The sequence below is a fragment of the Streptomyces sp. NPDC031049 genome (assembly GCF_055571015.1).
This window is the reverse complement of the sequence record NZ_JBVIGC010000014.1, coordinates 1-14273: the sequence shown is the minus strand read 5'-3', so window position 1 is coordinate 14273 and position 14273 is coordinate 1. Positions and strand designations below refer to the sequence as shown.

Annotated in this window: 10 protein-coding genes; 8 read left to right on the top strand and 2 right to left on the bottom strand. The window is 73.7% G+C overall.

The features are described 5' to 3' along the window. Positions 1 to 197: 197 nt before the first annotated feature. From ACZ45Q_RS23085 to ACZ45Q_RS23065, 5 genes are all read left to right on the top strand, one after another. Entirely contained in the window at positions 198 to 806 is a 609-nt protein-coding gene (locus ACZ45Q_RS23085; RefSeq protein ID WP_468264458.1) for a hypothetical protein, read from the top strand. A 128-nt stretch (positions 807 to 934) separates the two neighbouring features. Further along, complete coding sequence (locus ACZ45Q_RS23080; RefSeq protein WP_468264456.1) at positions 935 to 1249, top strand: hypothetical protein; 315 nt, start codon at positions 935 to 937, stop codon at positions 1247 to 1249. 178 nt (positions 1250 to 1427) lie between these two features. Further along, a complete protein-coding gene (locus ACZ45Q_RS23075; protein WP_468264454.1) occupies positions 1428 to 2141 on the top strand; it encodes a DUF3085 domain-containing protein in 714 nt (237 codons plus the stop codon). A 229-nt stretch (positions 2142 to 2370) separates the two neighbouring features. Next, positions 2371 to 2868 (top strand): hypothetical protein, encoded by a 498-nt coding sequence (locus tag ACZ45Q_RS23070; protein WP_468264452.1) that lies wholly within the window; start codon positions 2371 to 2373, stop codon positions 2866 to 2868. 206 nt (positions 2869 to 3074) lie between these two features. Further along, positions 3075 to 3506, top strand: a complete 432-nt coding sequence (locus ACZ45Q_RS23065) for a hypothetical protein (RefSeq protein WP_468264450.1) — start codon at positions 3075 to 3077, stop codon at positions 3504 to 3506. A gap of 72 nt (positions 3507 to 3578) precedes the next feature. On the opposite strand, the gene ACZ45Q_RS23060 is transcribed toward ACZ45Q_RS23065, so the two are convergent. Continuing rightward, complete coding sequence (locus ACZ45Q_RS23060) at positions 3579 to 4322, bottom strand: hypothetical protein (protein WP_468264448.1); 744 nt, start codon at positions 4320 to 4322, stop codon at positions 3579 to 3581. A 491-nt stretch (positions 4323 to 4813) separates the two neighbouring features. Between ACZ45Q_RS23060 and mobF the strand changes: the two genes are divergently transcribed. After that, a complete protein-coding gene (gene mobF / locus ACZ45Q_RS23055; RefSeq protein ID WP_468264446.1) occupies positions 4814 to 9505 on the top strand; it encodes a MobF family relaxase in 4692 nt (1563 codons plus the stop codon). 295 nt (positions 9506 to 9800) lie between these two features. On the opposite strand, the gene ACZ45Q_RS23050 is transcribed toward mobF, so the two are convergent. Continuing rightward, positions 9801 to 11042, bottom strand: a complete 1242-nt coding sequence (locus ACZ45Q_RS23050; RefSeq protein ID WP_468264444.1) for a protein kinase domain-containing protein — start codon at positions 11040 to 11042, stop codon at positions 9801 to 9803. 982 nt (positions 11043 to 12024) lie between these two features. Here ACZ45Q_RS23050 and ACZ45Q_RS23045 point away from each other — a divergent pair. Both ACZ45Q_RS23045 and ACZ45Q_RS23040 read left to right on the top strand, forming a co-directional pair. Next, a complete protein-coding gene (locus ACZ45Q_RS23045) occupies positions 12025 to 12237 on the top strand; it encodes a hypothetical protein (RefSeq protein WP_468264442.1) in 213 nt (70 codons plus the stop codon). Positions 12238 to 12633: 396 nt separating this feature from the next. Further along, the gene (locus tag ACZ45Q_RS23040) at positions 12634 to 14202 is read left to right on the top strand and encodes a hypothetical protein (protein ID WP_468264440.1); all 1569 of its coding nucleotides are present in this window, start codon (positions 12634 to 12636) and stop codon (positions 14200 to 14202) included. Positions 14203 to 14273: the final 71 nt, after the last annotated feature.

Here is a 14273-nt window from a genome sequence, read left to right as displayed (position 1 = left end):
GCGCCCGGTAGCGCGACGCCCGAGCGGCCCGCTCGCAAGCGCGCGGCAGCCCCGGAGCCGCCCAGCCGCCGGGGCTGCCCGTCTCCGCGGCCTTCCGGCCCGCCACCGCCCCCTGCCGCTTGGGCCGTTGCGGAGGTAGGCATACAGCCCGGCACGGTCGGCGCATCCACTCACCGACCCACCGCCTGGAGACTCCCGTGCCGCAGCCCGTAAGCCCCGCTCCGCACCTGTTCACCACCCGCCATGCCCTCGAAAGCGAACTCGTCACCACCGGCACCTTCAAGGCCCTGCACGCCGCCGTGCACGCCTCGACGCCCCGCCTGACCAGCCATCCCCGGCCCATTCCCGGCGGCGAGCCGGTAACCGGTTCGAACTTCACCGAGGACGTCCCCCACAAAGCGCAGGCCCGCGCCAGGGGCAGCATCATCGTCACACCCGACGGTCACCTCACCGTCCGCGCCTACACGATCCCCTGCCACCGGTGGCTCACCGCCCTCCGCCACCTGGGCGCCCTCGACCCCCACGCCCTCCGTCCCGCCGCACAGGCCGCCACCCCCACCGACCCCGCCGCCCCCACCTGGTCGCTGCGCCCCAAGCTAAAGGACCGCAGCTTCTGCGGCCACCTCCAGCCAGCCGACCACGTGCAGGCCACGACCCTCACGAACCTGCCCGACACCCTCGGCGACACCACCGCCCAGCTCACCATCGCACCCGACAACCGGGCCGCCTGCCCCACCGCATGGCAACTTGCCGCAGCGTTCTTCCACGTACTGGCCACCGGGACACCCGCCCACCCTCAGCCCTGACCCTGCCGTCCGTTCCGCGTACGCCCACACCACGACTTGCCCGGCTAACCCCCCACCCCCGCACGGTCACACCACCAGCCGCGCCCCCCGGGGGCTGCGGTCCTTCAACCGGAAAGCGAACTGCCCCGATGACCGTGACCGTCGAAGAGATCCCCTTCACCCCCGTCCCCACGCAGGAGGACATCAAGCCCGGCCGCCGCGTCCGACTGGTCAACATCTCGCCCGCCTCCCTGAACGGGCTCACCGGCACCACCCAGACCAACCCCAGCCCCCGTGTCACCCGCCTGGACGTCCTCCTCGACGAGAGCTCCACCGACTTCCTGCGCCGCGACCACCGCGCCCGCGCGTCCAGCAAGATCAGGGTCCCCGCCCCCGAGGTCACCCGGCAGCTCCTCACCCGCATCCCGAACGACTGCATGTTCTACGCCGAGAACGACAGCTGACCAGCCCCACCCTCACGGCCCCGTGCCCGGACACCCGTCCCGGCACGGGGCCGCCCCGCATCCCGCCGGGCTTGCCCCACTAAGCCCCGCCGCTTCGACCGTGTCGCCCGCCGACCGCCCCGGCCACACCGGCCCGCGCGCCCGGCAGCATCCACCACCGACACCCCGGGACCAACTCATGACGACCGACCCTCACCTCCCCTCCAGCCACCTCAAGGACGTTGAGGCGCTCCTCGCCCTCGACCCCGACGACCGCCCCCAGTGGTTCCGCGACCTGACCGCCGGGCTGACCGGCGACGCCCCCGCCGCCCTGGGCGACCCGGCCGGGACACGGCGACTGCTCGCCCTGCCCGCCGACCAGCGCCCCGACTGGCTGAAGGAGTTCCTCGGCACCATGACCGTCCCGCCGATCCCCGACACCAGCACCAACCCCCTGCTGGACGTCGTCACGGCCAACACCGCCTACGGACAGAAGAACGCCACGCTCGTCTTCCCCCTCGCCAAGGTCCTCGCCGCCGCCGAGCACGCAGCCGCCGCCGACAAGCACAAGCTCGGCTACGGAGAAGACGAGGCCGCGCCCCGTCTGTGGTGGGTCAAGGACGACGGCACCTACCTCATGAGCAACGGCCAGGACCCCACCGACACCCGCGACGACAACGGCCGCCTGCCCCACGTCGTCCACGCCGACGGCTGGGGGCCGGGCACCGACGCCCGCTCCATCCTCGGTGGTGACGACTTCCGCGAATCCATCGACCTGACCACCCCTGTCTTCGAAGACGGCACCACCCTGCTCGGCATGCTCCGCGAAGCCGCCGCCGAGGGCGCCACCCGCTTCCTGCTGAAGGCCACCTTCGACGACACGTACATGGACCTGACCTACATCACCAAGTAACCGAGCAACCCCTACGGCCCCGTGCCCGGACACGCGTCCCGGCACGGGGCCCGCCCGCGTATCCCGCCCCTCCCCGCCCCACGGTGCCGGGCCAGCACCGGCCGGGGGCCGGGCCTTGTCGCGCTAACTCCCCGCCGCCCCACTGTCGGACCCGCCGCGCCCGCCCCGGCCTCCGGGCCGCTGGCGGCCTCGCGCGCCCATCCACACCGACCGATGCCAGGGACCCGACATGACCGAACCCACCGCCCCCGAGGACTTCGACGCCCTGCTCCGCGTAGTCCTCGGCGAGGACTACCAGCCCTCCGCCCGGCAGGACTGCACGCTCGCCTTCCCGCTCGGCAAGGTCCGCTCCATCGCCGAACTCGCCGTCGCCGCCCGCAAGCACGCGATCGGCCCCGGCGACCCCGACGCCCGCCCCCGCCTGTGGTGGATCAAGGGCGACGGCACCTTCCTCATGAGCAACGGCATCGACAACACCCCCCACACCCGCGACGCCGACGGCAACTGGCACCACATCGTCTACGCCGACGACTGGGGACCGGACACCGACCCCTCCACCGTCCTCGGCAGCGAAGACTTCCACGAGACCCTCGACCTGACCCAGCCGCTCCCCGACGGCCAGATCCTGATCGACATGCTGCGCACCGCCCCCGACCACGCCACCCGCTTCCTGCTCCACATCACCTACGCCGACGAGGGCATGGCCCTCGCCATGACCATCAGGTAGCCCCACCCCTTCGCGGCCCCGGTGCCCGGACACCCGTCCGGGCACCGGGGCCGCTCTCGTGTTTCCCGTCCCGCGCTCCCGCCACCCCAACCCGTATCCCGCCCCCCGGCACCCGCACCCCCTGCACGCCCTGCCCGCTCCCCGGCCCGCCTACCGTCCCAAGCGAACCCGCAGGCCCAGGCCACCACCAGAAGGGGGGGAGCGCCGTGAAGCACGAGACCACCATCAACGAACTCGCCGCGTACGCAGGTCTCTTCAGCACCGTCGATCACATCACGGTCCCCGAGACCAACCCGGACACCGACATCACCGAGGAGGTCACCCTCCCCCCGCCCCTCATCCGCCGCACCCAGCGCCGCGACGACACCACCTGGTTCATCCTCACCCCGCCCGGCATCCACGAACGGATCTTCGTCCGCGACCAGGCCACCGTCACCGTCTACCTCAAGGACATCGACCCCGGCCGATTCACCGGCCACGTCCCCCAGCAGGCCGCCGCACCAGCCGCCTGGCCCCAGCAGCCGGCCGCCGCCTACCAGGCCCAGCAGCAGGCCCCGGCCCCCGCCCCGCAGGCCACCACCCCGCAGGCCACCACCCCGCAGCGGACCGCCGCACCCTGGTCGAACCAGCGCGGCTGACCCCCAGCCCCCGGCCCCGGCCGCCGCACCGCGCGGCAGCCGGGGCCGCTCCATGCCCCCGCCACCCCACCGTCACCGTGACGACTCCGGCCACCCCGGCCGCGCCCCGCCCCTGCCCCCCGGCGGCGCCCCCGAAGGGCCCGCCGGCTCACCGGTCGAGGGAACACCCGGGGGAGCGGACCGGACCGGAGCGGCCCCAGGCGCCGGGGGAGCAGCCAAAGCCGTCACCGGGGGAGAGGTGACCGGCACCGCGCCCGCCCCATCCGACACCGCGCCCGCCTGCCCCGGACCGCGCCCACCATCGAACCGCTGCTCCCCGCCCGCCGTCTCCCGCTGCGGCGTCACCGGCTTCTCCGCGGCCGCCGGCTTCCCCGGGCCACCCGGCTTCCCCTTCCCCGGCGCCGCGCCCTCCGCCGCCAGTTCCTCGCGCCCCAGCCGCCGCAACTCCTTGACCCGCTCGACCCCCACACCCAGCCGCTGCCCGCACCCGGCCACCGTCTCCCCGGCCTCACCCATCGCCAGCACGACCCGCGCCGCCGCCGCCTTCGCCGCGGCGATCCGCACCTGGCCGCGCTCCCGCACCCGTGCGATCTCCTCCTCCACCTCGGCGACCGCCGCCGCCTCGTCCTCCACCGCCAGCTCGAAGTCGGCCACCAGCTCGTCGAACTCCGCCTCCTGACGCAGCCGCCGCGCCTCCGCCTCCTCCGCCGCCCGCCGCCGCTCGGCCATCCGCTCCGCGGCCCGCGCCAGCGCCGCCTTCCGGCGCGCCAGCGTCGCGCTGTTCTTCCCCTTGCCCTTGGTCCGGCTCGACGCCACCACAGCCACCTCCCGGCCATTCCCGCGCCCACCCCTGTGGCAGGCCGCGCCCGGTCAGTCTCAGCCGCCCCCGCCCCCGCCCACGCGGCCAAGGCGCCCGCGTCCCAGGCCGTAGCACGCCCGTCGCTGTGCCCGGTCCCGCTCACGGGACGAGGTCCGAGAGGCGGGGAGAGGACCCCCGGGCAGGGGCGGCCCATGGTGAGGCGGCGGCCGGACCCGGGGTGTCGGTGGGTGCCGGTGGTGTGCGGGACGCCAGGGGTGCCGGTCGGTGGTCGGGGTGGGTGAGGGCGTGGGTGTGTGGTCGCCGGCCGGTGGCGGGTCGGTCCCCGTACACCTCTGGCACTTTTGACGCCTGCCCGTGCTCGAGGGGTGTTTTCCCTTCCGGCGGGACGCGTTCGAAGGTCGTTTTTCGGGCCCTGGGAGGTTCGGGCCCCCGGGCCGGTCTTCGCCCGCACCGGCCCTGTACGCGGTGATCTTCTGGCGTCGTGGGAATGACAGCGAACGCGTTCACCGCGGGGCGGGAGCGCTATTACCGGCGCAACATCGCCCGCGGCGACGGTGCCCCGGGCGCCGAGCTGACGGTGTCCTCCAGCGTGCCCGGGGTACCGCCCGGGATGTGGCACGGGCAGGGAGCCCGCGTTCTGGGGCTGTCCGGGATCGTGACCGACACGCAGATGCGGGCCCTGTTCGGGCTCGGTATGCACCCCGACGCCGAGGAGATCGCCGCCCGCGAACTGGCCGCCGGGGCCTCACGCAAGCGGGCCATGAAGGCCGCCAAGCTCGGGCCGGCCGTGCCGAGCCTGGCCGAGCTCTCCCCGCTCGACCAGGAGATCGAGCAGGTCCTGGAGCACGTCAGCCAGCGGCTGTGCCGCCCGCTGACCAAGGCCGAGACGCGCGAGGTGCGAATGCGGTGTGCGGCGCGCGCCTTCGAGGCCGAGTACCACCGCACCCCCGCGGACGGTGCCGAGCTCGGCCGGTACCTGGCCACTCGCAGCGGCCCGCAGCGCCGCGCCGTGACCGGATACGACCTCACCTTCTCCAACGAGGAACTCTCGCTGCTGTTCGCGCTCGGCGGGCCTGAGGTGCGCCGCATCGTCCTTCAGGTCCTGGCCCAGGCCCGCACCGAGGCCCTGAGCTGGATCGAGCACAACGCCCTCGCGGTGCGCACCGGCCCGGGCGGCGTGGCCCAGCAGCGGGCCGAACCCGGGCTGCTGGCCACCATCTACCTGCACTACGAATCCCGTGCGGGCGACCCGATGCTGCACGAGCACGCGGTCATATCCCCGCGCGTGAAAGGCCCCGACGGACGCTGGCGCAACCTGGACTCCCGGCTCCTGCTGCGCGACGTCGTCGTCGCCAGCGAACTGTTCAACCAGCGCGCCCTGGAACTCGCCTGCTCCCGGCTGGGCCTTGCCACCGAGGAAGTCGAGGTCACCCCCGGCCAGCGGCCGGTGATGCAAATCGCCGGCATCGACCGTCGGCTGCGCGCCGCGTTCGCGCAGCGCTCCCACGCGGTGCGCACCATGGCCGAGTCCCTCTTCGACGCCTACCGGCGCCGCCACGGCCGCCAGCCCGCACGGCCGGCCAGGACCTGGCTGCAGTGGCAGGCCACCGTGAAGACCCGCCCGCCCAAGCGGCAGGCCCGATCTCTGGACGACCTGCTCGCCGACTGGCGGCGCCGGGCGATCGCGGCCACCGACCAAACGGTCGTCGACAACCTGCTCGCCACCGCCCGCGCCGCAGCCGCGGAACGGCCCGCCGCGGCCGCGTTCGACCCCGCCGCGGCGGCCGGGGAAGTCCTGGCCGCGGTGACCGAGCGGCGTACGACGTTCCGCCGCCGCCATGTGCTGGCCGAGGCGCGCCGCTACCTGATGCGGACCCTGGGCGGGGCCACTGCCGCGCCGCAGGCGGCCGAGCAGATCACCGAGAAGGTCCTCGCCCACGGCGACTGCCTGGACATCACCCCGCCCGAGATCAACCCCCCACACCCCGACCTGCAACGCCCCGACGGCACCAGCATCTACCGGCCCATCGGCTCAGCTACCTACACCACCCACTCCCTGCTCGCCGCCGAGAACCGGCTGCTGGCCGCCGCTCGCACCAGCGTGATCCCACCGGTCGGACGGGGCACGTTCAACCGCGTCGCCGCCCTGGGCCGCGGCCCGATGGACGCCGGACAGCGCGCGCTCGCCTCCTCCTTCGTCCTGTCCGAGCGGCTGCTACTGGCCGGCCTTGGACCTGCGGGCGCGGGAAAGACGACGGCGATGAAGCTGGTGGCCCGGGCCGTGGACGCGGCCGGCGGACGCCTCATCCCGCTCGCACCGTCCTCAAGGGCGGCGAAAGTTCTCGGCAGCGACCTCGACCGGCGCGCCCACACCCTGCACTCCTGGCTCCACCAGCGCGGCCGGGCCGCCGACGGCAAGACCGTCGCCGAGGACGTCCAGCTGCGCCCCGGCGACGTCGTCCTGGTCGACGAGGCGGGCATGGCCGGCACCCTCCTGCTCGATGAGATCCTCGCGGACGCGGCGGCCGCCGGGGCGGTGGTGCGCCTGCTCGGCGACCCGTACCAGCTCGCCGCCGTCGAGGCCGGGGGAGCCCTGCGGCTCATCTCCCGGGCCGGGGGCGCGATCGAACTCGACCAGCTGCACCGCTTCCGGGTACCCGGAGAGGCCGATGCCTCCCTGATCCTGCGCGACGGCGAGGACAACCGTGCGGTCTTCGACTGGTACCGCGACAAGGGCCGGATCGTCGCCGGAACCTACGACGCGATGTGCGACATGGTCTTCCACGCCTGGGCCAAAGACCAGGACAAGGGGCTCACCTCGCTGATGACAGCCGCCGACACCGCGACGGTGACCGCGCTCAACCTGCGCGCCCAGGCCCATCACATCGCCGCCGGCACCGTCGACACCCGCCAGGCCGCACCCCTGCGCGCCGGGCAGCGCGCACACGTCGGCGACATCATCGTCACCCGCCTCAACCGGCGGCGCATGACCGTGCGCGGCGGACGCGACTTCGTGAAGAACGGCGACACCTGGGCCGTCCAGAAAATCCTCCCGGACGGGGACGCGGTGGTCCGCCACACCCAGCACCGCGGCCGCATCCGCCTGCCCGCCGACTACCTGGCCGCCCAGTGCGAGCTCGGCTACGCGTCCACCATCCACCGCTCCCAGGGCATGACCGTGGACACCTCGCACGCGATCGCCTCCGCCCGCTCCAACCGCGAAGGCGTCTACGTCCAGCTGACCCGCGGCGCCCGCACCAACCGCCTCTACCTCGCGATCGAGGACGGCGACCGCCTCGACGACGTCCTCGCGCAGGTCGCCGCCCGACGCCGCGCCCAGCTGTCGGCGACCGAGTCGATCGCCGCCCTGCAGCAGGAGATCGCCGCGCCCGGGCAGCTCTCGGCGGAGTTCGCCGACGTCGCCGAGCGCGCCACCACCGCACGGCTGACCGGCCTGCTCGAGCACACCCTCGGCGCCGATTGGGCCGCGATGTTCATGGCCGCCGACGCCTACCCGGCCCTCATCCGCGCCCTGCACGACGCCGAGCGCGCCGGATTCGACCTGCCCCGCCTGCTCGCAAACACCGCGCCCCGGCGCGGCTTCGGCGACGCGGACGATCCCTCGGCGGTGCTGACCTGGCGGCTGCGCGAACGCCTCAAGGACGCCGCGGAAGCCCAACAAGACGGCCGCTCGCGCCCGCTGGCCGCGCTCACTCTGACCCAACTGCACACCCTCACCGAGCTCGCCGCCGCCCATCGGGCCGCCGCCCGCGAGGCGCTTCTGGCGGCCGACGCCGCCTTCACCCACCTGCCCGCGCCCGTCACCACCCGCGCCGGCCACACCCATCCCGCCTGGGACCAGCGACCCATGGGCGAACTGTCCCGCCGCGCACTGGCGGCCGACATGGCCATGGCGCGCGCCCAGATCCGCCACGCCCAGAAGAACAAGACCCCGCTGTCCGACACAGCCCGCCGCGTGATCGCCGACCTGATGCGCGAGTCGCAACTGCGCCGCGCCCTGAACTGGCGGGACGCCGCACGCGAGGACTACCAGCGCGAGCGAGCCACCTCCACCGCGGCCCCCGGCGCCACCTCGCTGCGCGCGATCCGCCGCACCCTGGCCACCCGGCGAACCGCCACGGCCGACCGCCAGCGCTCGGCGCGCGCCGCGCTGGCCCGCGCCGACGCCGTCTCCGACAAGATCTACGCCGAGCTCCGCTTCCGCGAACGCCTGCCCGACCACGCCCCCCACCGCCCCAACCACCGCGCACAGATACCCGACTGGGTCGCCGACTCCCACGCCCTGGTCCACCCCGACACCCCCGAGCACTGGGCCACCCACCTCGCCGAGCGCCACCGCATCCTGGCCCGCTCGCTCGCCGACCGCGGCCACACCCTGGCCGCCGCCCCACCCGCCTGGGCCCGCCCCCTCGGCACTCCGCCGCCCACCAGCGCCCCGCGCCGCCGCCACGCATGGGCCACCACCGCAGCCCTCGTGGAGCTGTGGCGCACCCGCCACGCCATCACCGGCGTGCCCGGACTGGGCCCGCGCCCCGCCGACCCGAACGACCAGGCGGCCTGGGACGACCTGGACGCCCGGGTCCGCGCCCTGACCGGACGCCGCCGCCCGGTGCACCTCCCGCCGCCCGACGCCCCCGCCTCCGTCATGATCGAAGCGGCCCTCAGCCACCTCGATACGCCGCCACCCGGCGGCCCGCTGCCCGACCACCCCGCCCTGCGCGACCCCCTCGGCATCGCCCCGCTGTCCTACGGCGCGCTCGATGCCCGCCTTGCCCGGCGCGCCCTGGCCGCCGTGCTCGCCAGCGAGCCCCTGCCTGAAGCCTGGATGGAGGAGATCACCGCCCCCGGCGAAGACGACGAGGACGAGCAGCGCACCTACACCAGGCTCCTGACCGCCATCGGCGACTACCGGCGCCGCCACCACCGCGCGGGCCCCGACGTGCTCGGCCCGCGTCCGGCAGGCCTCGACGGCGAGGAATGGGACCACCTCACCGACGCCATCGACCTGTACACCCACGCCCGCGTCCAACGCCGCCTCGAACAGATACGAGCCCGCACCACCGCCCAACGCGCCGCCCTGCTGCCGCCAACCTCACCGCTGCGCCAGCAGCCCCCGCCCAACACCAACCGGCCCGGCCGCCGACCCCCCACCCACTGACCACCGCTGTGTCCTAGGCTGCGCGCACTGCGCTGTCGGACAGGGCAGGCCATCACAACTCCCGCCACCGGCTCAGCTGCGAAGACACCTGGAGGCCTTTCACTTGGAGCGTGGAGCCCTAGCTGGTCCTGCCTGCCAAGGGCAAACGACGCGCTCAGCAGAACGCCCTCCCACCGCCGGCGGCTGACCGGCCGCCCTGCTCCTTTGGCCGGCCAGTGTGCCGCGTCCAGCAGGGCGGCCACTTGCCCCTGCCCTCTCCCACGCTGCCGACAGGTACAGACAACGGACCGCGAGGTCAGGGAAGTTGCGTGAACGCGGTTTCCACTTCGTCGGTGATCCGCCGCAAGGCGACCAACGCGCTGGGCAGAAGAACGTTCACGTCCTCGCTCCAGCTGCCCAGTACCTTGCCAGCCTGCTGAATCTCCGCCGCCAAGGTGGTGGTGGTCCCCATCAAGAACCCGCCCAGTACGATCCGGCGCCCCGCCGCGTCCGGCACCGTACTCGACAGCGCCATACCGTCCACGCCCATGTCGTACTCAGGATCATCGGGATAGCCGTGCAAGTCGATCAACCGCACATCCTCCGGATACCGCTCGTTCAGAGCCAAGGAGAGCCATTGATCGGCCTGACCGTGCTGCGCCTTGGCCAGGCGCCCTAGATGACCAGGCAGCAGACGCCGCAGCTCCGCCTCATGGCGCCGCACGTCGAAGGTAGCCGCTTCCAAGGCGCGAAACCCCCGCCGGAAGGCGGGATGGGCGGGAGCGACCGGCCCCGGATGCAGCTCAAGCCACGCGGCGAGTTCGTCCCGGAAGGTCGCCATGGGCAGTCGATCACGCGGCTCGTAGGCGGTCGCTTCCTCCAGTACCGGCGCCAGATCCATCGCCGCTTCCCCGCCCTGCGCCCACAGCGAGTACTCCTTGCCCTGCGTGTAATGGGTGCCCTCGGGCGGATAGCGCAGGCCCTTGGCCAGGACGAACAGCACCTTCGCCAATGACCAGACATCCGCCGGGTAGCCAGGTGTGCCCGGCTCGGGGAACCGCATCTCGGGCGCGAGGAAGTACAGCGGACCCATCTTGGCGGTGGCGGCCGTCAGCTCCGGTCGGTCCGGCCAAGCGGCGATCCCGAAGTCCGCGACCACCGCCCGGCCTTGCAGGTGAAGGAGGTTGTCGGGCTTGATGTCCCGGTGGGAGATGTCGCGCTCGGCCAGCACGGCCAGCGTTCCGGCGACCTGGTGGACCGCCTCCACCACCTCCCGCAGCTCGGCAGGCTGGCCGTGTGGGCGCAGGACGTCTGTCAGCTTCATGGCTTTCGGCATGACGAACCACTGCGGCGGATCACCCGGGTCCGCATCGAGCACCGGCATGATGCCTGCCACCCCGTCTGCGGTCAGCTGCTGCATGCGCCGCACTTCCTCCTGGAAACGCTGGCGGGTGGGGCCGCTAACCTTGCCGCTCTGCCGGCTCGGCCGCGGCGACTTCAGCACGCCCTCTCTTCCGTCCTCGTGCTTTACGACGTGCAGGTGCCCGAAATCCTTCATTGGACGGATCTGACGCCAAGGACCCCATGATCGCTGAGCAGTTGCAGACATGTCAGGCAATGTAGAGCAGCGGCGATGCCGCTGCCCCCTGCACGTTCAGCTGCCGCCGGGCCCCGCCGGGCCCCGCTGGCCGGGGCCGACCGCTGGGCGGGACACCACACCAACTCGCCGGTTCACCGTCCCGCACCCGCGCCGCTCCCGGCACCGGAATTCCTCACGGCAGATCGACGGGCATCCCATAGTGGACCGACAGCCTATCGAGCAACCAGAACGGACAGCCGCGCCGTGACAGCCCCTTCCAGTTACACCCAGCGCGTCCCCGGACGGGCGTGGACCGTCCGCATCATCGGGCACAGCGACCGCTCCGCCACCGTTTCCTGCAGCACCCCCGCGTGCCGGATGCCTGCCCGCTCCCAGGACCTCACCGCGCTCCGCGCCTTCGCTGCCGCCCACGCCACTGCACACGCGAAGGCCGCCACCGTAAACCCCAACGCCTACTGCCACTGCGGCTCCCAGCGATGCGGCGCCCACTCCGCCATCAAGACGCCCTGCGCAGGCCGGGTGGTGCTGATCCTGCGGCACGACCCGATCGTGCGCCGGGTGTGGAGCCTGGAGGAGGTCTGCGAGATGTGCGCCCCGCTCATCCCGAACGCCACCATCGTGGCGCCCGCGCCGCACGCCCCGAGCACACCGCCAGGCCCGCCGCGCAGGTACCGGCCCCCGCCCGGCCGGGCTTCGCGGGCGGCTTCTCCTCGGCCCCCGGCGAAGGCGGCGCGGCCCCCGTGCGGCGCCCGCGCCGCGCATCGCAGCGGCCCCGCCGTCGGCGTTCCGGGCAGGGACGCTGATGAGCGGATGCCCCACCCGGTGAACCCGATGCGGCCCCGCCCCGACTACGCCGACACCTCCCTGGGCGTTCGTCGACACCTGGACCCGTCACACCGACGGCCGCGACGCGGCGTACGGCGCGAGCCTGCTGGAGCAGATGGCCGGGGTTCTCGAGGAGTACGCCCGCGCCCGCGGCGCGCGGCTGACCGGGCAGCCGCAGTTCGACTTCCCCGCTCCCACCAGCCTGCCGCGCCCTGTCCAGCGCGAGGTACGCCGCGTGCTGCTCGCCGTTGAGCGCCGCCCGTGGCGCTGGCCGGGCCTCACCCTGGTGAGGGTCTGGCAGGACACCGAACCCGTCGGCCGCGACTAGCTCCCCGCCGGGCGGCTCTGGCGGAACCGGACCACCGCCCGGTCCCACACCGCTTCATCCGCCATCACAGCCACAGCGCGGTGTGGCGGATCGGCGCCTGGTGGCAGTCACGCCTGCATCCAATGACCACACGCCGCCCAGGCACAACCCCGGCTGGCCCCCTTGCGTACCCGGCTCGCCCGGTCCTCACCCTCGCTTGCGTCGCCCCGGGCCCGGCCTGTTTCCAGGCACCGTCCCGCGCTGCGGGACGCGCCTGCGGGTTGGTCGCCTTCCGGTTCCCGCAGGGCGGACCCGTCGCCGTGCACCAGCCGGTGGAGATCATCGGCACAGGCAAGCTGCCGTCAGCCGCCGTCCACGGGCCGCGCGGCACCCCACCGCCGAGCAGAAGGTCCCTCGATGAGCGAGCAGCCCACCCCCTTCCCCGACGACTTCCGTGCCTGGCTGGCCGAGCGAGGCCAGGACGCGTACGCCCTGGTGTGGGTGGCCGAGGGCAGTGAGCCGGCTGGCCTCGAAGGAACCGAGGCACCCGAGGTCGGGCAGACCGGCATCGCCCGCGCCGGCGCCGACCTCACCCGCATCGTGTCGCAGGACGTCACCCACGGACGGGCCGAGACCCTGCGCCGCTGGCTGCAACTGGACGACGGGGCACGGCACCTGGCCATCCTCACGACCGTGTCCGGCGCCCTGCGCGAGTACACCCCCGGCGAACTCGCCGCCGAGCTGATGCACGATCCGGGCAGCGACGAGGCCCGGCTCACCGAGCAACTGGCCGGCTGGTTCTACCGCAGACACGCCGAGGCGCAGCAGGGACTCGAACTCGGGTGGATCGCTGCGGCCGCCGCCTGGACCTGTCACATGCGCGCCCTGGCCAGCTACCCGCCGCCCTCCGTCCTCACCTCGAGCCTTCAGCGCGCAGGAGAACTGGACGAGCCCACCGCCGACCTGGTCGTCACCACCGGGCTGAGGATCGTCGACCTGATCGACCGGCTGGAGCGCCCCCACCGCACCCGCACCGAGCTGATCGAGGACTGGCATGCGGTCGATTCTCTGGCCGCCGACGTCCCAGCGCTCGCGCCCACGGCCGGCTGGCTGCTCGACCAGCTCTCCCTGCGCGATGCGCACGCCCAGCAGTTGCGAGCCGTCCTCGAGCCGGACCTCACCGACTACCTGCGCGACCGGCGAGCCGACAGCGCGCTCCTGGACACCGCCCCGGTCCTCGATGAGGCGCGCGCCGCACACCTGGCCGAGGCCCGCGAGACTGTCCGCGCCTATACCGCCGCCGCGCACTCGGGGCGCGAGAGCGAAGCGCGGCAACTCCTCGACGCCTTCCCGATCCCCGTCCGCGACCTGTCCACCAGCGGCCCGGCCGCCGCCTGGCGGGAGAGCTCGGCGACCGCCGCCGACGCTGTCGAGGACCTCGCCGTGCAGCGCGCCGCCGCCGGGGCGGAGGACAGCACCGACTACTTCGCCGACCCGGAACTGCTGCACGCCGCGACCTCGTATCTCGCCGCTCGCGAGGGCCAACTGCACCTCATGCACGACGCGCTCGGTCGCCTGGCTTTCCCTGCCCCCACCCCGCGCGACCTGCCCGAGGCGCTCGCGCCGGTCGCCGCCGCGCAGACCCAGCGCCGTGTTATCGAGGCCTTCGGCACTCTGGAGCGCGCGGCCCAGGCACTGAAGGGCCAGCTCCACTATCAGCTCCAGCAGCCGATCCCCGCCCACCGCCGCGCCACCACCGACGCCGAGCGAGACCTGCTCAACCGCACCCTCGGCGCCCTGGAGCACACCGCAACCGCCGCCGTCTCCTTCGACGAGGAGGACATCCGCGCCCGCCTGCGGGAGGCCATGGCCCGCCCCGCCACCCCGGCCGCCGCGGGCCCGGCGACGCCTACCGGTCACGACGAGGCCCATGCCCAAGCCCTGGCCGCCGGCGCCGCCACGCCTGGCTTTATCGAGCAGTTGTGACGTCGCTTGTCGATGGGTTTGGGAGGCGCCCCGTGCCACGGATGGGTGATGTCGACGAGTTCGGGAGGCAC